The sequence below is a fragment of the Rhodohalobacter mucosus genome (assembly GCF_003150675.1).
Lineage (GTDB): Bacteria > Bacteroidota > Rhodothermia > Balneolales > Balneolaceae > Rhodohalobacter > Rhodohalobacter mucosus.
The window spans coordinates 179,506-202,054 of sequence record NZ_QGGB01000007.1 but is presented as its reverse complement, the minus strand read 5'-3'; the positions used below and the strand labels follow the sequence as shown (position 1 = coordinate 202,054).

Sequence of the window (22,549 nt, the reverse complement as noted above, 5' to 3'; positions counted from 1 at the left end):
TAGTAAAAGCTGAACCTACAATTCACCTCTTCGGGCTTCCAGTTCTTTCTTAATCTCTCGTGCCCTTGCCTCCGTAAGACTGTAGCTGTACATGACCCAAATCGCGATTGCTGCAGTTACAGACGGGATTACGATATCAGCAATGCGCAGGCTGAACATCGTATCAGCGGTTTGGGTGGGAGCATCTGAAACAAAACCAACCAGCTTCAGAACAAGTCCCCCCAGGAAAAGGGCTACAGACTGCCCAATCTTAACCATCCACCAATAGATTGCACCGTATGTGCCCTCCTTACGGGGCATTCCGTTTTTCAGTTCATCCAGATCACAGACATCGGCCGTCATACTCATCATGAGGGTGAACAAACCTCCCAGTCCAAACGCCATAAACGGTATAGGAAGGAAGATAAGCCAGGGAGCACCGGCACTGGCATCAATACTGAACCACGACATTCCCAAAGATTCCAGCATTGGATTGAGAAAATTGAATATTGAACCTACTAAGCTGTTGAGAAATGCTGCGAGCTGAGTTTCATTGAAGCTGGCATTGAGCTCATTGCTGAATCCCCACCACTTTAGGATATATCCAATAATGGAAAGCGCAGTTGAGATGATAAATGCTTTTCTTTTCCCAAACGTATTGGCCAGCCAGGTCACGATGGGAATTACGACGAACGCCGTCATCACTGCAGTTATTGTCGAAAACCATGCCGGCCATGTACCCGCATTTTCATAACTGCCGTTGAACATATAGAATACAATGATGTATACGCTGAATGCCGCCACCATCTGGAATCCGTTAAAAACCAAAAATGTGGCGCCGCAAAGTTTCACGAAAGGCTTATTTTGGAACACCATTTTGATGCCCTCCCAAAGCTCTTTCACATTTTTTGCAAGTGTATGAAAATTAATTTCCTTTCTGTTCTCCATTTTCGATGAATCAATACCCTTACAGAAAATGGCCGGCAATATTCCAAGCACGATACAGATAGCTCCCACCGTTATCGACATTTCCCGAACCCCAACGTCCTGTGCAGCGTACACCTGGGGATCAGCTATGATAACCCAGAACCACGGGACAATCATCCAGGCGATTTGCCCCATCGTATTTGCGAACGCCATCAGTCGTGTGCGCTCGTTATAGTCGGGAGTCATTTCGTAACCCAGCCCAACCAGCGGTGTTGCAAACATCGTATTGCCGGCCAGGAAGAAAATGGAGAGAATCAGGAAATACCAGAAGTTATACAGCTGGGAATTTTCGGGATACATTTGCCACGAGAGTGCAAAAAAGACCCCGCTTAAAATAGCACCTACAAAAATGTAGGGTCTCCTGCGTCCCCAACGCGACTTTGTATTATCCGATATAAAGCCCATAATCGGATCGCTTATCGCATCAAACAATCTGGGAAGAGCGCCCAGGATTCCCGCATAAAGAGGGTCTATGCCAAAAGCCGTGAGCAGAAAGAACATAAAAAAGCCCAATGCACCGGGTAACATATTTATTACAAAGTGCCCTGAACCAAATGCCATTTTTTCAAAAAACGGGACCTTATCTTTTTTTGGCGTTTTATATTTTGACATCAGTTTCTATTAAATTTCAGTTGCTTACTTACTTTTTACAATACAATGGTTTGCAGTGCCCTTTGATCGATAGCCAGGTTCAGCGTTTTTCCTTCAAGGGATATATTCAGAGCCTTTGGCTGCTCATGTTGATTCAGCACAACAATTACGATGGAGGAGTCCGGATTTTTTACGGCAGTTACCATAAGATCTTCATCAGTATGGGTATGACCGATTCGAACCGCTCCGGGGCGAATGTATCTGCTGAAATGTGACATCGTGTAATAGAGGGGAGTGAAATAGACCTCATCCGCATCCGGATCTACAATAACAGGAGCCACACACCAGTTTTTGGCCCAGTTGGGACCACCCTGTCTGTTGAGTACCATATTCCAGTCTACCCACCCGTCAACCCAGTTATTCAATGTGCCGATTATGTCACGCGCATAACGATACACGGGCACATATTTTGGATGAAGGTGTTTTCTCTCCTCAGGTGCCCAGTCCCAGCCCCAGTCTGTCGCTTCTTTTGACCAATACCATGCATCCTCTCTCCACCTTGGCACTTCTGCATCTACGGTTGCTTCTGTTTGTATAAGGTGCTTTTCAGGTGCTTTGCTGTGTGCATACTGAAGTTCATCCGGAAAGTAGTTAAATGTGCTTCCGTACCAATGCACCGCTGTTCCGTCATAGTAGGCTGCAGCTTCTTTATCATCGTACATCACATCAACCCACTCAATCAATTCTGCATCACGATTCTGATCGTAACCAAAAATTTTAACCTCTTCACCCGAGTCTCTAAGCTCCGGACCCAAATGATTCTTAACAAACTCATTCATCTCCTCTGGTGTGAAGTGCATGCTCTCCCAGTTACTGTCGTTGCCCAACGGTTCATTCTCAACTGTGAATGCCCATATATCTATTCCTTCCGAACGATATGCCTTAAGATATTTCTCAAAAAAGAGCGCCCAGGTATCGTAGTATTGCGGCAAAAGCCTTCCCCCGCGCCAGTCATTATTGTCTTTCATCCATGGTGGTGCCGTCCAGGGTGAAGCAATGATTTTAAACCCTTCTTCAGAAACCGCCATGGCGTCCTTGATCATGGGGATGATATCCTCACGATCTTCATCAATTGAAAAGTGTTCAAGCTGGGTATCTCCGGGAACCGGTGCATAGGAGTAGTTTCTAAGAGAAAAATCACTTGAATTCATATGGGTACGCGTCAATGAGTATCTCGCACCCGATTCACCAAAATAGGCTTCAATGATCTTCATTCGGTTTTCCCTGCTCAGCCGATTCAGTAAATAAGCTGATGCTTCAGTAAATGAGCCCCCAAAACCTGTAATTGTTTGAAACTCCTGGTTTGGAAAAATCGATATCTCAACACGCTGCTCTGCATCAACAAATTCAGTCAGTTCTGTTAGCTGGTTCCCGTTTGCTGAGGTTTCAAAAATTTGTGCATTCATTTGTTCCGATTCATTTTCACACCCTGAAATAAAAACCAACGCCAACGAGAGGTGTACCAGCCATGCCATATGTTTGAATACAAGACGGTTCATTGGCCCTCCATTCTAGCCTCAATTTCGCTTTCATGGGGCGGAACCAATACATCCTGCATCATAGCCTCAAAATCACCCCCATACGTTTTGGTGATGGGTTTTCCATCCCGGGTGAGTCCGTCGAAAACCCCTTCATCCACAAGATCCCAGATTGGATATTTGGCCTGCGACTGAAGATTAATGAGGCCAAAGTGATTTTCTGATCCCATGGGGTTCTCCGCATCTTTCCATTTCTCATCAAATGCTTCGAAATAGAAAACCGTTACCCTGTTTTGATCAGACCAGTCACGAATCAGCTCGTGGTAGCGCCCTGATTTATACTCATCGGTAGCCCTGGCCCCATCGGGTCCATAATATTCATTTGAGATCGTTGCCCAACCCGTTTCTCCAATGTGAACAGGTTTGTCCACACCGATACTTTGCATGTAATCAACTACACTCTCATACTGTGAAATTGCATAATCCAGGGATCTGAGCATGGCCGATTCGATCTTTTCCATATCAGAAAGGTTCTCTTCACCTTCGCGAACGCCCCAGAATTCCGGATTGTAATGAGTGTCGTGCATGGGATAGGTATGCATGGAGATAAAATCCACTGCACGTATCAGCTCATTTAAGGCTTCTTTATGGTAAACACTGTCGCCGCCACCCCACGAGGCAAAGTTATCCGAACTTGTGATCCACAGATCTTCAGGCAACACTCCTTCATTTTTTAGATTTTGAAGGTGCTTCACCCAATTTAAAATGATCTGAGGTTCTACATAGTACTCCGATTGCCAGTGCACCATAGCTTCATTACCCACTGCGATCACCTTAACAATATCCGGGTACTCCATGGCAAGTGATACTGCGCGATCTATTTCAACGGCATTCTGCTCAGCATCCTCATCGCGTATTCTGTCGGGCTGATCCGTCCAGGCATTTTTTGCATCTATCCAGGCACCCAGCATCAGATACATTTCAAAATCCGGATCCTCCTCTTTTATTTCACGGATTGCCTGAAGCAAATTGGCCGCTTCATCATAATGAACGTTATAGGTTCTGAGCAACCGAATGCCCATAGCCGATAAAATCCTGACATCCTCTTTAAGCTGTGGAATTGTAGGCTGAATCTCTCTTGTGTCTTCACGATACGCTCCAAAAGAAATCGCTCGATAGTAGGGATCCCCCAGTATCTCGCTTGCCGTGATACCACCCGAATCATTTGCTGAGTGCTGTTCCTGCGAACAGGATGTCATAATAACGAAAGCTGCCAGCACAGCTGCGAAAAGCTTACATTTCACCATCATTATCTCATTTTTATTCGTTCATATCATCATGATAAGCGGCTCTGATGCAGCTCAACATGAATGGCCTGCACATCACCGGTTCGCCCAAATATCATCCTGCTGGTCTCTTCGTCCATATTCAGGCTGTCAAATCGCTTGCGTTGTCCGTCCGCGAACTGAACCTCAATCCCTTCTTTTTCTGATATCCTGTATATGACCGGAACCTGGCAACAGGTGAAACCAAGAGATCCGGGGAGCAGCTCAATGCTCGTTTCATCTTTCCCGACCGGAACTGCTTTAAAAGAAGCTTCTTCCTGTAAAAATTCGGCTTTTTGCAATAATACAGGCTCAAAAAACAGCTGTCCGTTTTCAATCGATAGTCCCAGTTCACCCTGTCGTACCAAAATATCTTCCTTCACCTGCCCCGTCATACCGGGCTGCTGGGCTCCTCTGTGAAACGGTGTATGAGAATAGGGATCTGTCGGGAATGCTCCATACCGTTCAGGTGATTTATGAATTCCTATTCCCTTTCCAATTTCATGAAAATGCTCTTTTAGCTGACCGACTACATCCGCATCAGCCTGCTTATCCACCGCATTCAGGCATACTTCAGTTACGGCCAGATGCAGTTTGGATACCATATGCCAGTATATGGAGCCCAAACCCTCATAAGCGAAAAAAGTCCCCGATCTGCCGGTAAATGCTTTATGATTGAAAACCTCTTCGAAAATATCGAGTATCAACTCCTCCTCTTCATGAATCAAATCTCCATACTTGGTGGATTTGAGTTTTTCGAGTGCTTTTTTCAGGTCGCCTGCATTCCTGAAATTCCCGTTGAAGTGATACCCTCCCTCAACATCCCTGTTTATGATACTCTTGTTGTCATCACTTACCATCTGCATCAGCAGGCGGGATTTTTTGACCAGCTCTTCTGGAATGGTATTCTTTTCCAAAAACCCGGGGAGATCCTTATTCGGGTAGAGCATGTAACTGTTTTGGTCCGGCCTGTACAGCTTGCTATTTCGAAGAGCATCCAGGAGCTGCAGCGACTCATTCGCATCAAGAATGCCGCAGCTCAAAACGGCCACCTGCCCTTCAAGCATTTCATCAAGCCTTGAAACAGATATTCCGTCCGGTTTTATACTCATCAGATTATATGCGTGGAATAGATGATCATCTCTTCGGTTCAAAGAGATAGTATGATCTGTCCACTCCAACGCTATCCGAACAAATTCAGCTATTTCATCTGTGGTAACAGTCTGTTTGTCGCCGCTGAATCCATTGTCGTATATGTTGTGCCGGTAATCACTTCCTGCCATTCCCAAAGCGTCTGTGACAGCTTTCCTGCTCCCGTCATCCAAATGACCGTCAAGCAGATCACGGTTCTGACTGAGAATTTCAGAAATCCTGTTGAAAAAACCTGCCAGTTCTTCCGATACAAGAACCTCATCCGTATCCGAATCCGTCAAAACGTCTTCCAGAAAATTCAAAAACCTTCTAAGGTAGTACAGGGTAACCATCGAAACGCCATTCCCCACCAAAGCATTATTGGCATCATTCCATTCGGGTCGCTGTGTATTCATCCAGATACCGGCTTCCGGTATAAAATTGGATACTTTCGACAGGACAGTAGCAAGTATCTTTTCAAGAAAATTTACATGATGAATGTCGTTGCGGGAACTCGACAGAAGGGCCCCGTCGGCTCCTTTTTGATCAACTTTCTGACGAATTTCACTATCGCTCTCTTCATCGAAATCGATGGTGTTTTTAGGATCTTTTGATATCTCTCCATACGACTTGATGCGATAGGGTACGTTCGCATATACAAAACAGTCCGTTTTGAAAAGCCGGTCTGCTGCATCAGCTTGCAAGTCTCTGTAAAACTCCAGGAATTTGAGCAGGTAAATAATTTGATGATCACCCCAGTAACCGATGTACGACCATGGATCATCCGGGTCGATGGTTTCCCAGTCGAATCCGCCTTTTGTTACCCGGTACGGGTTGTATCCGTCAAAAGTAGAGGCGTTCAGGAATTTGTAGATCATTCCTTCAATAAAGTCGGGGTAGGAGTGGACAAGAGCTTCCCAGTTTTGGAATATGTCTCTCCAGTTTCCCTCATAGTCGAGGATTTTGGATCCATCAACCTCGCTGCGCGTGTTAATCGAAAACCTGTTCCATGGGCGGCTAGGATCGCCGTGACGGCGGCTGAATTTCAGTGGCAGATATTCTATCGCAAGCCTCTTCAGATCTGCGTCATCATATTGAGATATAACGCGCTCAAGATCAGATTTGTCAAATATCTCATCGAGGGAGTCCGCAATAGTGTGGTACTTCCGGTATACGTCACGACTGGCTCCCTCAAGGTATGACAGAAAATCACGCTTCTCTATTCTGTAATCATCATCAAATATACCCCCTCTCATAATGTTGAAAAGCACATTCGAGTAGTGCCGCGCATTCTTCAATTCATCAGAGCTGAGCTGCATGGCGTCGGCTGCATTCGTGAGCCTGAAGAGCTTATCCGTTCCTCTGTCAATATCCTCTTCCAGGCGGCTTTTCAGATCTTCGTCCTCACCGATTGCTTTATTCAATGCGATAATCTGCGACTGATTTTGATTTACATTGGCAACGATGTTCCATTGTTTCTGTTCGTCAGAACCAAGTGTTATGCCGGCTTGAACGAAATAGGCTCCCTTCTCTCCTTTTATATCTGTTTCCTGCTGTACGTTCTCCCCGCTTCTGAAATGCTTTAGCTGCAGTGACGAGAGAAGATACGTCGGATTATCGAGGCCCAGCGACCAGGCAATATTAGTCTTGAGTGCCTCACTAGGCTCAGCTTTGTCCACAATAATTGCACTCAGTGCAAAGATACCCACCCCTGTATCTTTGACCAGCTCACTGCGCTTGTACGCATCAGCGAGGTTGCTCGAGGCAGACTGCATGGCACTTTCAATTCCATAGGGCAGCACATTTTGAATACCATCGAGCAATTCAACATGTTGAGTCTCACCTGACAAATTCTGCAAGGCGGATTTTTTTACAAATCCGAACAGGTTACTTGAATTCCATTCATAGCTGAAAGAGAGCCCCAGGGTGTGATTTACCTCTTCGAACCGGACCTTGTTGCCGTACTTGTTCTTGTAGAGATTGCGGGTAATGTCAAATTTTCCCTGGTTCCTGATTGAAAAGGGTTCCCAGGTCAGTGCGGCATCACCGGTTCCAACTCGGAAAATGGTTTTACTGCCTGTAGTTTCTGCTAAATCCGTAATTTTGTCATCTGTATAGTACGGAAACAGGGCAAATTCCGAATTTTTCCGGCCTGCGGTAAGCCCACCGTTGCTTGAAATAAACATCCAGTGATTTGAATCGCTCACCACGCTCATAAAGAAAGGGCGCTGGTGATCAAAATTGGTAATTTTAAACCATTTTTCGTTTCCAGATTCCAGAATGGAAATGTCGCTGCTCAAAATAGATCCCGTTTTAGTATTAATGTATTTATAGATTAACAATAGCCAAACAGCCAGCCTTTAATATACCCCGTCCCCGGCAGAATTGTCCCCTTTTATTCAGCCTTAGAATACACTCTTACGTAATCGATGACCATTTCTTGTGGAAATGTAGTTTGCTGAGACGGGGGACCTACATAAGTACCTCCAACGGCAATATTCATAATCATAAAAAATGGCTGATCAAATACCCACGTACCATTTCTGTTGCTTACATCGGCCCGGGTAATCGTCTGATAGCGTACGTCATCCACATAAAAATCAATTTTATCCTGCGACCACTCTATGGCAAACAGATGATAATCGGTATCAAACCGGCCGTCCGGCAGAGTATAGGATCTTGTAATCGCATTACCTGCAAAAAATCCGGGACCGTGTATGGAGCCGGCTATTTTACTGGGCTCCTGGCCTCGCAGTTCCATAATGTCAATTTCTCCTGACGTTGGCCAGCCAACGGTTTCAAAATTTGAACCCAGCATCCAGAATGCAGGCCATATACCCGGTCCGTAAGGAGTTTTCAATCTCGCTTCAAATCGGCCATATTGCTGCTCGAAAAGATCCTGAGTCAGAATTCTGGCCGAGGTGTATGATGCACCGCCAAATGACTCTCTTATTGCGGTAATTACCAGGTTTCCGTCACCGTCGAGTGACGCATTTTCAGGACGATCCGTGTAGTATTGCAGCTCCTGATTACCCCAGCCGTTACTGCCCCTTCCAATATCGTAGGTCCAGTTATCACTGTTGGGAACAGTACCGGCCGTTCCGTCAAATTCATCACTCCATACAAGCTGCCAGCTTTCTTCCCCATCAGTTTCAGAACTGCTTTCCGTTCCGCAAGCTGTTGTGAGAAATGTCAATATGAGTACTGCACAAAATAAAGCTGATCTGGTCATTGTATGCTTATTAGTTTCTGAGAACTTGTTTTTAAATGAAGATATTCCCGGTTAAGTATCAGTACGTGATCCGACTTCCCCGGAAATATCTGTCTTTTGTCTTGAATGGATAAATCTATCCTTTTTACTACGTGTAGTTCAAATAATCATCCCCAACGGCCTAAGGCTGCGCACTTTCCGTTGAAAAGTAAACATTATCGACATACAGAATACCCTGACCGGCCGGTAAGCCCGACAGGATGTACTGAGCAAGATTCGACTGTGCCTGCAGCCCGGTGAAATCAGACATCGGGATCTTCAGTGAATTCCACTGTGAAGTAGGCAGGTTGTCGAATATAATTTCATGTTCCGAGTCGTCACCGCCATCAAATGCCCCATTGGCACCAAAATCCACAAGCTTGATTCGAACTGTAGTCATATTCGGTGTCCAGAGATCAATATGCATGAAGTCCATACTCGATGCATCCACAAGATTCTGGCCTGTGGTTTCAATACCCACAAAATCGAGCGCTGAATATTTCTTCGTTGCGTTGGTCTGTATATCAATATCTTCCAGAACAGCAGAAGACCAGTCTGTTCTCCAGGTATCCACAGCTACGTCAGAATAAGCATCGCTAAAGAGGCTTATTACATCTGCAGCGTCTTCAGTAGGAGTTGGCGCCGGCGCCTCAGGTGTTTCTGGTTCGCTTGTTTCGCCTGCGTAGAAATATACGTTGGTCACATATACATTCGGCAGATCCCCTGAAAGAACAAGCTGCGCAAGGTTTTCACGGTTTTGAAGTCCGCTGAAATCACTCAGTGGAATATCGAGTGTAACCCAGCTTTCTGTGGACAGCACAGGGCTGGTAAATGTTACTTCGTGCTGCGAGTCATCCCCTCCGCCAAATACATTATCTGCACCGAAATCTACCAGCAGTACTTTGAACTCATTCGGCAGATCCGTTGGATCCGGAGTCCAGATATCGAGCCTGAAATGTGTCATACCCGAGGCATCGATGGTTTCTGATGCAAATTCAATTCCGACAAAATTGAGATTTTGGTAACGAATTACATCCTGACCCTGTATCTGGATAAATGATTCCTGGGCCGTAGAGAATTCCCAACCTGTATTCCATGTGTCAACGGTAACATTATCGTAGACATTTGTATACATTGAAATGACGTCTGCCGGATCCTGCGTTGGCGCCGGGGGCAGATCCTCAGGCTCTACAGCTTCACCCGATGAATTTACCGTCAGTGAGCCATTGGCATCACTGCCTCTGAACTGTGCGGTAATTACAGCCTGACCTTCTCCCACAACGGTAACTTCACCGTTATCGGCTACCTGGGCAACTGATTCATTTGAAGATGTAAACGTGAAATAGAATGGTGACGTGTTCACGGTTTGATCGGTTCCGTCAGGTAGTCCGTGTGTCGAAACAAGCCCCTCAATATTGACCGTCTGGCCATTTTGAGCTGTTACATTTCTGTCATCTCCATTGAAAATGGATGCCGATCTGAAAGCTATGGTTCCCAGGTTTTCAAATTTCACTTCATCCACCCAGAACGTGTAGCCTTCACCATCTATCGGACCTGAAGAATAGAACAGCATACCGCTCTCCTCAACCAGTTTTTCCGGGTCGGGAATCGGAATAATATATTTTTTCCAGTTTCGAAATACCTGAATGTCTGTGACCGAGGCCTGAAACCTGTTTTCACCCAGATCAATACCAAGCCCCATCACACCAATCGTACTTGATTGATCGCCGCGGGCCCAAAAGGTAAGTGCATTATAACCGGTTAAATCCCGTGGCACAGAGGTAAAAAATGCTCCTCCAGCATAGCTTCCCCTCGGATCGCCAAAATCGGGAACATCGAACCGCATGGATGCAATGGTGTTGTCGTAGGTTTCCTCTTCATCCACCTGAAACGCTTCAGGAACGGCCCCCTCAAATACAGCATAATTCAGGCTTGAACTGAATGTATCAAGGAATACGTTCGGATTGTCGGGAAAATCTGCTTCCTCCAGATCGCTAACGCTCCGCTCACAGCCCCAGACTGCAAGAAGCAGTATCAGACCGGAAAAAATAATTTTTTGATAACCGTTTTGTTTTTCTGTCTTCATTTTTCTGACCGGCTTAATTTGAAATGAATTAAATATGTATTTGAACGTAGGTTCTGAATTCCCACTCAGTGCCGTTATCGAAACCGGTGATATCACGGTTGATAACTGTATTTCCGTTTGCATCTACACTTTGCACAGGCGCGTACCGGGGTGAAAACCTGTCGAGCGAGCGCCATGTACCCCGTACTCCAATCCGTGTTGCAGGCATATTCCACCAGTCTGGCTGACCCAGTGTGAGTGAAAGGTCTGCCATCGTCTGCAGCGGGAATGTGAGGTTAAAGTCACGATGATAATCGTAGGGACCCCAGTCATCCACTCTGACAAAAGAATTTAGCATAAGGTTTTTATAAAGAACACGCATATCCGCGCCATACCGGTATATAATGCGTTCATCGTCACCGTTGGCCTGCCCCTTGCCACCGTACAGCATAGCAATTACCCCAAATTCGCGAGTCGGTTTTGAAACTACCCGTGCATGCACTTCCCACAGGTCTTCTGCGGATGGTGCTCCCGGAAAGGCAAACGTGGTGCGTCCGTCAGGGAAAATACCAATAGCCGCATCCTGTGTGGTTGGATGGTGGCGATAGACGAAACCCGCACTGATGGCAAAGTCTGCATTTTCTGCATTGTCGCTATCCCATTGATACATCCAGGTAGCCGGTGTGGGGTCGTACGTAAAAAGAATCTCTCCGGCAATGGTCTCACGGTTTTCGCGAACAGCAAAAGGGTCGTCGATGATATTCCTGGGACGACCCGGTGCCTGTACATCACCCGGAATAGGACCTTCAATCGGCTTTTGCCATAAGAAGTTCGGTGCGATCTGAAGATTCCCAAAACTGTATGTAAGCCCCGAGAGAACGTTATACTGATTTCCGCTTCCGGTATCTTTCAGTCTCCATCCGGTAAATGTCTGAGTTTGATCGTATCCGCCTCTTGCTACAAGGCCCATCAGTGCAGACTGTGCATACCAGTTAAAACGTCCGCCCTCATAGGTAACTTTGATTTTACCGCCCCAGTTATCCATCGGCTTGATCTCATCCTGGAAAACCCGAAAGCTTCCGTCCTCCTGCTCCCTTACAAGCTGAAATACTCTTCCGTTCAGAGGCTGGCCTCCCCACATGCCGCCAACATCAACACCCAGTTTGCCAATCTCTTTAGATACGGCAAGCGTAAACCTTCTGGTTTTGGGCTGCGGTATGGCAAACGAACTGACTGCCGTTGACTGTCTTTCAATGTCTTCATGAAATATACCGGTAACCTCATATCCCGACACCTCTCTGGTGTATTTTAGAAGCACAGCGGGGTTCGCTCCCCACCATAGTTCCGGTCCAAAAGCCAGCTTTAAACCATCAAGACTTTGCTTCCCTTCCATTTCAAAACCGAACGGTGCTATACCGTTATAAATATCAATATTCGGGCCGTAGTTGGCTTCGGGGTACAGACCAAAAAAGTCCCCTTCATACCCCCAGTGATATCTTCCGCTTCGATAAAAACCGGTCAGGTCGAACCATTGATGGTTCCAGTCGTACGTAGCCCTGTAAAGCTGCACCCTTTTTAGTGATTCAACCGTAACTTCCTCATTTACTCCTTCCAATAATACCGGGCGTCCGCGGTTTTCATAAAATATTTCATCAATTGGATTCTGAGCCACGTTTCCCAGAATGTTAAACTCCGCCTCTGCCCTCACATTTGGAGCAGGATTGGCCTCAACGCCGAGATAGATAGACTGCATATGATCAAAACCCTGTTGATTGGGATAAACCGGGTTACGGGGATTGGCTTCCTCAGGGGTTGTAAGCAAACTTCCTCCCGTATTGAATGTAGAAAATTCAGCAGTAAACCGACTGAGCCTGATCAAACTGCTGCGCTGACTTTCTAGCGCTGCTTTATCACTACGGGCTCTCAGCCGTGCTTCCTGTAAGGATATCGACTCAAAATATTCCTCAATCTCTCCCATCGTGGTTCCCGGTGCATACGGATCAAAGTCATGAACTTCCATCAATACATAGTATGCCGCCCTTGGGTAGAGATCGTACATACCGCGATGGTCGGTCGGACCTTTCGCAGCTACTCCAAACCACTCCTCATTCATATTATTTTGGCCTTCAACGTAGTCGCACTGATACCCGCCGTTTGCCCATGAGGCTTCCGTGTTATGAATATCCAGTTCCACGGTTTGTCCAGTCTTCCACCAGCCATCACTGAACTGGAATGAGAATCCACCGATTGAGTTACCGGTTTTGCCCAATCCCGCCGCATACTCATATACTTCTTTCCAATTGCCGTGGAAATAGTATGCCTGACAAACCTGATCTTCCTGATTTGTCTTGGCATTGAATGCATCCGCACCAAATTCCGTGAGCAGCACCGGTTTTCCGTACTCATTTTGTACGCGTGTATACATATCGGTAAATGAAACACCGCGGTACACGTTTGCACCAAAAATGTCAACGTCCGGCACCAGTTCGGTAATCAGATCGAGGAAAAGGAGGTCTCCATTGGCCATGGCTACAGGGCGAGATGAATCTACTTCTTTGATAGCAAGCGCACCTTCATTAAAGAGGCTGTACATGTGCCGTGCCCTGATCGTGGATGCGCGGTCTTCGATCGGAATATCCTCAGTCTCAGCACCGTCCCAGAAAAGCCCGTAGTTGTTTTCATTCCCGAGCAAATATAACAGCAGCCCGCGCGTACCTCTGTACTCTTCGGCAAGTTCGGTTACCTCACTAATGAGAAGGTCAATTACTTTAGGGTCGGAATAATCCGTATTTGGCATCCATACACCATCAATGGTGAGTCCGTACCGCCCAAAAGAGTGATTAAGCATGGTATAGATTCCGTAATTATCATAGATATACTCAATCCACTGTTTCGGAATCCCGGTATAAACGCGAATGGCGTTAACACCCATGGCCTTGAGCATGCTCATTTCATTGTCAAGAGCCATCTGGATGATATCTGGAGGCTGGTTCCAGATGCTGTAATCGAAGTTGGTTCCAATCGGGAAATAATCCCAATTCATGCCATTCACCATCATCGCTTCACCATTAACCATCAAACGCCAGCCATCGCTGCTTTCCACCACCTCTACATTTGTGGATTGCGCATACGAACTTGATGCAATGGCAGCAGTTGAAAAAAGAAGAGCCAGAGAAAAGAGGAATGTCTTTGCTTTCATAAAAATCCCATTTGTTTGATCTGTTCACCAATTACGTGTGAATTTGTATACAACTGATATTACAACCAGTTATAATGTACAGAGTAATCACCCGGAATTGTTAACGCAATATATATATCTCATATACAAGTGGTCAGAAAAGCGCTTTTTTAAAGGTGAAACTGCTATATTTTATTGTATATCAGCAGATAGGGTGCTTTTCTGATCGTTTCATAAAGTGCAAAATTTTTGATTTTGTATATAGTTTTTAAAGATAAATCAATGCAGAATCCGGTTGATTACAAGAGGGTCTTCGTAAGAAGGAGCTCATGGTTTACCCTTTTCGAATACGATCACCAATATCTTTAGAACATACACGGAGATATTTTTTTATAAGCTGCATACCGGTGTAAATTGATTGCACCAGACAGCACACCCTGACCTGAAATGGGTCCGGAAAAATAAAATCTTCGGTAACTATTTATTCAGGCGGTTTCTATAATGTGGATTTTGCAAAATCCGAATAATATGAACGAATCCTCTCCCTGAGATTAAACCCGCTGCTCATTACCTCCCCATAGGCGCCCGCACTGCGTATAGCCACCAAATCGCCGCGCCTGAGTTCCGGAAGCCAGACTCCCTGACGAAATGTATCCGATGATTCGCAAATAGGGCCCACTACATCATACATTTTTGGTGACATGTTTGATGTAAGCGAATCCACACGATGCATTGCCTGGTAGAGAGCAGGCCGAATGAGTTCAGTCATCCCGGCATCAAGTACTGCAAAATTGGTCTCAAGACCTTCTTTGATATAGAGTACCCTCGATATAAGACTCCCGCACTGGCCAACAACACTTCTTCCAAGTTCAAAATGCAGCTGCTGATTCTTTCTAAGAGTCAGATTCTCTTCAAAAACCTGGAAGAATGCTTTAAAATCCGGAATGGGTTCTGCATCCGGTTCAAGATAATTAATGCCGTATCCTCCACCCACATTTATGTGCTGCAGTTTGTGTCCCTCCTTTTCAAAAAGGCGTTGAACAATTTCAACTTTTTCGCAAAGGTCGTAGTATGGTTTCAGCTCGGTGATCTGCGATCCTATATGAAAATGTATCCCCGTCAGTTTCAAATGATCCAGTTCAGGCAGAATGGAAAATAGCATCGGTAACTTTTCGATTGTAATACCAAACTTATTCTCATTGAGACCTGTGGTGATGTATCGATGCGTTTTCGCTTCCACATTTGGATTCAGTCGAATTGACACACTGGCTGTGCGTCCCTCTTTTTCAGCCAGCCCGTTAAGCACCTCAAGCTCCTGAAGCGATTCACAGTTAAAAGAGAAGATATTGTGCTTCAACCCCGTTCGAATTTCATCATCGGTTTTACCTACCCCGGCAAATGCAATCTGGGACGGACTGAACCCCGTCTCGACAGCACGTTCAATTTCAGGACCGCTCACGCAGTCGACACCCATCCCCGACTGACGTATTATTTTAAGCAGTTCAACATTAAAATTTGCTTTTACTGCATAGTGTACATGAAATCCCTTGTCGATTCCGTGTACTTTTACCTCCTGCAGGGTACGCTTAAGCAGCTCCAGGTCGTAGTAATAAAAAGGGGTTTTTAACTCCTTAAATTTTTCAATAAGGCCGGGTTCAAACATCAGGTAATAGTTCATTCTGAAAGGGCATAAAGAATACGGAATTACCCCTTAAAATTCAGCTATACCCGAAATGGAAAAACAGACCCTATCCGATTATGACCGCACAATTCTGCCGATAGCAGGACCGCAAATGATTAAAAACAGTACCAGTGAGATCCCGACAATCCAGGATTGTGCCGGCTGCGTGCTTCCCGTCAATGATGTGTAGACTCGTATCAGGTTCGTGCATCCTATCAGGAATGTTAGATACACCACAATGGATGTAAGTAAATTATAGAGCCATCCGTTTTGATATGAAGGCGGTATCAGCCCATAATGATTGATCAGCAGGAACAGTACAACCGCGATGAGCGGCAGAAAAACTCCGTTCAGGGCCTGTGCAAGGATTATTACAGGAACGGGTTGTACTTGCAGTAATCCGAATACCATACCCGTAACAAGCACAAATCCCCATACCAGTCTGAATTTCGCACTTTCTGGGGTCCAGTTGCCGGTATTCTCAACCTGTCCGAAAATGGAAGATGCGGTTACAGAAGCCGCAAGTGCAGCCGTAAGCGTAGAGCTGAGTCCTGCTCCAAAAAGACCGGCACCCAAAAGCCATGGACCGGCAGGGCCTATCAGCCTGGCCAATTCATCCGCGAGGGCTCCAAAAGTGAATGATCCCGCAATGGCCGTACCCGTTATAAGCACCGCGATTGAGATGAGTCCTCCCAGTCCGATTGCAATGAAGAGGCTCACCTTCATCTCAGCAGCAGTCTGGCCGTGCTTCATTCCCGACCCGAGAAAAAGGTTATAGGGTACAACCGTTGTGCCTATCAATCCAAGTACCAGGAGCTCCGACCCGGAGGGAATAGACGGCACGGCAGCCCCTGTAATAAGGCCTCTGGGATCCGCAGGTACCATAAATGCCGTTATCAGAAAGCAGACACCCAGAAACGCTACAATCACTCCAAGCACAAGTGCAATCTGCCGAACGGAACCTGCCCACAGCAGCAATCCTGCCGTTAACCCGATGGCCGAAACAATCAGTACATTCGGTATACCGGGTAAAACCAGTTTAATTCCTGCAGCCGCCCCCAATATATTACCCGCCTCAAAAGCTGCACAGCCGGTTATGATTGCAGCGAGCGACAGATAGATGAGAATCTTGCCCGGAACTGTTCCGCCGTAAATAAGCCTCATGGCCTCTCCAAGGTTTTTCCCCGATGCGACCGTTATTCTGGCGGATGTTTCCTGCAAAATATAGCAGGCAAATGTTGAAAATATGAGAGCCCAGATGAGTGCATAACCATAACCTGCCCCGGAAGATGCAGCGGTAGTTACCGTGCCGGGACCGATAAAAGCTGCCGAAATCACCGACCAGAATAGAATATGTAGTAAACGATCCTTCAGGTAATATCTGCTTATTTACAATCTTTGATAGATTCTGATTATTATGGTAATGAAAAGCATGCATCCTGGAACCCGTGATCCATGCTGGCTGAAACGTAATGTTGAAGAACGTGTTCGGATCGGATAAAAACAAATACTGCTGCCAAATTATTGGGCTCATCATTTTTTTACTGCCTGTACTGCCGGCAGTTACGGGTTGTTCGGGCTCCGGCGAAACCATCATTCCATACACCGACCGTACAAACACTTACCTGAGTGATACAGGCTCGGACCTGATAAGAGATCAGATCAAAGAAGGCTTCGACTCGGTTGTGCGTATTCAGAATACGGTTACCTATCGAACGTATCAGCTTCATTCAGGTTCAGGGCTTACTGAAACGCAGGCAGATACGGTGAATCTGGAATCACTATCCGCACATACATTTATCGAGTCGCATTCCAATGCGGGCACCGCAATTATCATGTCGAACGGAAACGGTTACTCATCGCTCTTTACTGCTTCCCATACGGTTACCTTTCCCGATACGGTTTACCACTACGCTCCCCAAAACCCATCGGAAGACGATCGATGGGTAGAAGCGGTGTCGATTAAAGAATCTGTAAGCCACTTCTTTTTTGGAGGCAACAGTGTTTTTGAGTTTGAGGTTCTTGCAAATGATCCTGTAATGGATCTGGCCGTTTTACTCTACAGATGGGGACGAGATGGTGACCCCGGCCTTGAACCACTGGCTATTTCTGCCGGAGATTTTGATAAACTGGACTGGACCGACAGAGTATATGTGCTTGGTTATCCAAGGGGAGTCCGAATGGTTACCAGCGGAATGGTAAGCAAGCAAGAGATCAACAGTCGCAGAACGTTTGCCGTAGATGCCATTTTCAACCGTGGTTTTAGCGGGGGTCCCATGTTTACGGTTCGCAATGACGGACGCGGGCTTGAGTGGATGGGAGTGCTCACATCCGCCTCAGCTGAAAAAGAGTTTTATCTTTCCCCTGATTATAGACAGGGTATTGAAATGAGTCACGGTCGCCCCTTTACCGGAATACCGATCATTCAGGAAACCTCGCGCATAAATTACGGGATTTCCTTTGGAGTGGACATCAATCAGATTGCTGATTTTTATGAAGACAACAGAACGGTACTTCGCCGAAATGGGATCCCCCAACCCGATTTTTCAAACTGATAAATTAATCTCTGTGATCATAATTCCGGGCACTTTTCAAGGGTATCTGTAAGCTTACTGACTTCAGCTGTCCTTTTTACCATATCCGCCCCCACCAGGTGTTTTCAGTATAAATCTGTCGCCCGTATTCAGTTCAGCGCCATCGCGCCAGGACAGTTTATCTTCGTTATCCTTTCCTTTTCTTACCACATACTGTACTCCGCTGCTGCCCGTTCCGCCCCCCATTAGACCATAGGGCTCTATGATTCTGTGCTGGGTAAGAACAGACAGGCTCACAGGCTTCAAAAAGGTCATCTCCCGTGTAATACCGTTTCCGCCATTCCAGGCACCGATACCGCCGGACCCTCTCCGTACTTCATACCTTTCAAGTCTGACCGGATATCGGTACTCAAGAACTTCCGGGTCAGCTGCACGGGTATTGGTCATATGCTGATGAACGGCATCCGCTCCATGAAAGCCGTCGCCTGCTCCGGTTCCTCCTGCCACCGTTTCGTAGTAGCCAAATGTATCATCTCCAAATAGCACATTATTCATGGTTCCGTAACTGCATGCGGAGAGACCGAAGGCTTTCAGGAGTGTATCGGTAAGGCGCTGGCTCGTTTCCGTATTGCCTCCGACTACGGCAGGACATTCTGCTGCGCTGCCTGAAAAATCTGGATTCAGCATGCACTCCGGTAAAATGACCTCTACGGGATCAAGTATTCCATCATTGAGAGGAAGCGGCTCATCGATAATCAGCCTCAGAACATACATCAGTACGCTGTTCACTATAGAGGGGTTCGCATTCAGGTTCCCATCCGTTACAGGAGAAGTTCCGGAAAAGTCGACACGAAGGCCGTTTTTTGTGAGTTCACAGAGTACCTCCAGTTTTGATCCGTCATCCAGCCGTTCCGATGCAGAATACGAACCCGTTCCAAGTTTACTCAGCGCGCGCTTCATTCTCCGGGATGCATAGTGACGAATTTCTTCCATGTACTGAACCAGCTCCGTACTTCCATAGGTACCGGCCAGCTTGTTGAGTTCAGCAACCCCCCTGTGATTGGCTGCAACTGCAGCTTCCATATCTGCAATATTTTCATTTACCGCCCTGCTTGGCCATGGACTGTTTTCCAGCATATGGCGAATTTCGTTCCAGAAAAATTTACCTCTTCGCGCCAGAAATGCCGGGGGAATAACAACACCCTCCTCCTCCAGGTTGCGGGCATCGGGCGGCATCGATCCCGGCCGCTTCCCCCCAATTTCAGAATGATGAGCCCTGCTTGCTACATACCCTATTTTTTCTCCCTTAAAAAAAACAGGGGTTACAATGGTTACGTCTGGCAGGTGAGACCCTCCATATCCCGGATGATTGGTAATGATAACATCACCTTCTTCAAAATCTGTCTCTTCTCCGCTTCCGTTTATAAACGACTCTGAACCGTTTTCGATTTGCTGAATCAATGATCTCACACATGTTCCCATGGCTCCCAGATGAACCGGGATATGAGGCGCATTCACAACAAGGTATCCGTTGCGGTCGAGAAGAGCGCACGAATAATCAAGCCTCTCCTTTACATTAACGGAGAGAGCTGTTTTACGGAGCATCTCTCCCATTTGATCAGCTGCGGACCTGAAACGGTTGATATAAAGCTGGAGATTCACTTCGCGGGAGCGGCCTGAAGATTTATCGTGCACATTCTGAGCGGTATTCTGTTTAACAATATGCCATGTTCGATCCTGCAGCATGCGGGCTCGCCACCCTTTGTCGATCAGCAGTGTGCTGAAAGGATCTAATACCATGGAGGGCCCCAATATCTTGTCACCGGGCTTCAGATCGCGGTTATGATATACCTTACACGCAACGTCTGTTTCACTGTTCATATCTGCCGTTTCCAAGGGCGCCGATGTGTCCATTCCATGCGATGCCGTCTCATCTGAAACAGATTCACTCTCCATATCCAGCTCTCTCACGATAACACGAACAGCTTCAACCTCGATTACACGACCTGCCGGCATGTGCCCATACTGATCTTTGTATGAAGCACTGAATTTTTTTGAAATAGATACTGCATCATCAGAAGGGCTCCATTCAATTTCAAGTGAGGTGTCTTGTCCCGAAAATCGAAGGAAAATCAATCGGTGTACTGTTTCCATGTAATTCGGGTCAACACCCTGATTCGTCAGACGGCTTTGTGCACTCTTTTCAAGCTGATTGAAACGTTCTTCAATCTCACAGGCAAACTCATTTAAATTCATTAGTACCTGACTCAGTGCGATCTCCTCCCTGAGTGCCCGTTTCAGGCCATATGCGCTCAGGAGTCCTGCATCTGACGGTATCAGTACGGATAGCATATCCAGCTTGTCTGCAACTGACAGAGCATGCTGTGCCCCTGCCCCTCCAAAAGCGACCATCGCATATTCCGAAGGATTAAATCCTTTCTGGATAGAGATACTCCGTATTGCCTGGGCCATACGCTCATTTGCGATCTCCAGATATCCGGAAAGCAGGTCCTTGCGCTCAAGAGCCGTCTCACGGGAAGCATTCACCTGATTCAGTACTTTTTCAAGGGCACTTTCTGCAGCTTCAATCTGAATGGATATCCTGAAATTATCCGGATGAAGACGGCCTGAGAGCAAATTTACATCCGTGAGCGTAAGTGGGCCACCCAACCCATAGCATGCCGGGCCGGGATCGGCCCCCGCACTTCCGGGTCCAACAGTAAGGCTGATGCCATCAAATCCACAAACAGACCCGCCGCCCGCTGCTACGGTTTCGATATCCACGGCCGGAGAAACAAGTTCAGCATCGCCTACTCTGTGTTCGTAAACCTGGTCAATTCCGCTGTCATATCTGGACACGTCGGTGCTTGTGCCGCCCATGTCGAACGTAATTATTTTGTGAAATCCATTCCGTTTCCCAATGGCTGCTGCTCCGGTAACTCCGCCGGCCGGCCCGCTGAGAAGACCATCTACCGGTTTATAGGTTTCGGAAGCAGCCAGGGTCCCCGCGCTGGTCATCACCCTGAGTGATGTTCCACCCACAGTTTGAGAGATATTTTCCAGGTACAACTCCATTACGGGCGCTAAAAATGCATTGATATCTGATGAAATGGCACGGGGTACGATTTTAATGGCTGAACTGAGATCAGATGAAAGGGATATGCGTTCAATTCCCAGTTCAGTTAATAGTTGTCGGACTTGACGCTCATGATCCGGATTTCTGTATCCGTGCATAAGGCAAACGGCGGCGGCGTTCACTCCCTCAAGGTGCGGCTGCAGCCTCTTCCTGAGCAAGGCGGTATCCAACGGCCTGATGATAGTGCCCTCTGAGTCCATTCGGGCGGGCACCTCCAAGAGGGAATGAAAGAAAGGCTGCGGCTTTCTGATATTAAGTGTAAAAAGATCTGGACGCTGCTGATTTCTGATCCGAAGCAGGTCAGCAAATCCTTCCGTTATCAAAAAAAGGGTTTTCCCTCCTTCTCTTTCCAGAAGCGAGTTGGTGCCTTTGGTTGTAGCCAGCCGCATCTGTATATCCGGGAAGTTCTCGTTGAGGGCGGTTTTTGTAATCAGCCTTGATGCAAATACAGGTGCCTCTTCGGGACTGCTGATGATAGCGGGAAATTTGTTACTGGATATCGAAGTAAGTTCCCTGTCGAGCTCCAGCGATGAACCACCTTCGGATGAAGAGATAATTTTATATGCATCATCCGGCCGGCCTGTAAGAGCAAACGTATAGCCTTCGTAAAAATCCTTTTTCACGCTATACCCGGTATCTGTAAGAACCGTCTTTTTGTTATTCGCAATGGTGGCATAACACCGTATTGTACTGTTACTGAGTACCTTGCATCGATGTGTGTTTCCATTCGCGTCCACAGCAATACAGTCCGTAAATGTACCGCCCGTATCAATAAAGAGTTTGAAAGGAGTGTTCTGGCCCTCACTCAACATGGATCTGGCATAATCTTTTCTGTCCTCATTTTTCTGCGAAAATATTTCCGGGCACACCAAATGATATCCCTGCAGCCGGGGTCAAATATACACATCCGATTCACTTTAGCCTGAAATTTATTTGTAATGAGTCAGCCAGGTTATCCGGCACATGCTTCTCCGACTTAATGAAAGAAAACTGCTGAAGCTTATCGGCTTAGTCGGGTTCCGGATATCCTTGTGCACCCTTAAAATGTGTGTCTGGATTGCAGGTTCACCAAATATTTTAATATTCCGGCCATTCTACTATTCCTTGGAAATGCTATATTATACGGGTGTGTTGTAAAAACTTGATTCTATCAT

General features: G+C 46.6%; 11 protein-coding genes. 1 reads left to right on the top strand and 10 read right to left on the bottom strand.

Going from position 1 to position 22,549, the window contains the following annotated elements; genetic code table 11:
* Positions 1-15 precede the first annotated feature (15 nt).
* The 9 genes from DDZ15_RS10360 to DDZ15_RS10320 form a co-directional block, all read right to left on the bottom strand.
* Positions 16-1,578: an MFS transporter gene (locus DDZ15_RS10360; protein WP_109647016.1), complete on the bottom strand. Its 1,563-nt coding sequence runs from the start codon at positions 1,576-1,578 to the stop codon at positions 16-18.
* A gap of 35 nt (positions 1,579-1,613) precedes the next feature.
* Positions 1,614-3,116, bottom strand: a complete 1,503-nt coding sequence (locus DDZ15_RS10355) for a glycoside hydrolase family 30 protein (protein ID WP_199222938.1) — start codon at positions 3,114-3,116, stop codon at positions 1,614-1,616.
* Positions 3,113-4,405 (bottom strand): glycoside hydrolase family 17 protein, encoded by a 1,293-nt coding sequence (locus DDZ15_RS10350; RefSeq protein ID WP_242978990.1) that lies wholly within the window; start codon positions 4,403-4,405, stop codon positions 3,113-3,115. The genes DDZ15_RS10355 and DDZ15_RS10350 overlap by 4 nt, the downstream gene beginning before the upstream one ends.
* A gap of 26 nt (positions 4,406-4,431) precedes the next feature.
* The gene (locus DDZ15_RS10345) at positions 4,432-7,851 is read right to left on the bottom strand and encodes a hypothetical protein (protein WP_109647015.1); all 3,420 of its coding nucleotides are present in this window, start codon (positions 7,849-7,851) and stop codon (positions 4,432-4,434) included.
* A gap of 95 nt (positions 7,852-7,946) precedes the next feature.
* A complete protein-coding gene (locus DDZ15_RS10340) occupies positions 7,947-8,783 on the bottom strand; it encodes a glycoside hydrolase family 16 protein (RefSeq protein ID WP_109647014.1) in 837 nt (278 codons plus the stop codon).
* Between the two features lie 160 nt (positions 8,784-8,943).
* Positions 8,944-10,887: an Ig-like domain-containing protein gene (locus DDZ15_RS10335; RefSeq protein ID WP_109647013.1), complete on the bottom strand. Its 1,944-nt coding sequence runs from the start codon at positions 10,885-10,887 to the stop codon at positions 8,944-8,946.
* 28 nt (positions 10,888-10,915) lie between these two features.
* Entirely contained in the window at positions 10,916-14,065 is a 3,150-nt protein-coding gene (locus DDZ15_RS10330) for a glycoside hydrolase family 2 TIM barrel-domain containing protein (protein ID WP_109647012.1), read from the bottom strand.
* A 475-nt stretch (positions 14,066-14,540) separates the two neighbouring features.
* Positions 14,541-15,722 (bottom strand): diaminopimelate decarboxylase, encoded by a 1,182-nt coding sequence (gene lysA, locus DDZ15_RS10325; protein WP_242978989.1) that lies wholly within the window; start codon positions 15,720-15,722, stop codon positions 14,541-14,543.
* 78 nt (positions 15,723-15,800) lie between these two features.
* The gene (locus DDZ15_RS10320; RefSeq protein ID WP_158278678.1) at positions 15,801-17,063 is read right to left on the bottom strand and encodes an NRAMP family divalent metal transporter; all 1,263 of its coding nucleotides are present in this window, start codon (positions 17,061-17,063) and stop codon (positions 15,801-15,803) included.
* Positions 17,064-17,197: 134 nt separating this feature from the next.
* Between DDZ15_RS10320 and DDZ15_RS10315 the strand changes: the two genes are divergently transcribed.
* Positions 17,198-18,280, top strand: a complete 1,083-nt coding sequence (locus DDZ15_RS10315; protein WP_109647010.1) for a S1 family peptidase — start codon at positions 17,198-17,200, stop codon at positions 18,278-18,280.
* Positions 18,281-18,343: 63 nt separating this feature from the next.
* On the opposite strand, the gene DDZ15_RS10310 is transcribed toward DDZ15_RS10315, so the two are convergent.
* Positions 18,344-22,018, bottom strand: a complete 3,675-nt coding sequence (locus tag DDZ15_RS10310) for a hydantoinase B/oxoprolinase family protein (RefSeq protein WP_242978988.1) — start codon at positions 22,016-22,018, stop codon at positions 18,344-18,346.
* Positions 22,019-22,549: the final 531 nt, after the last annotated feature.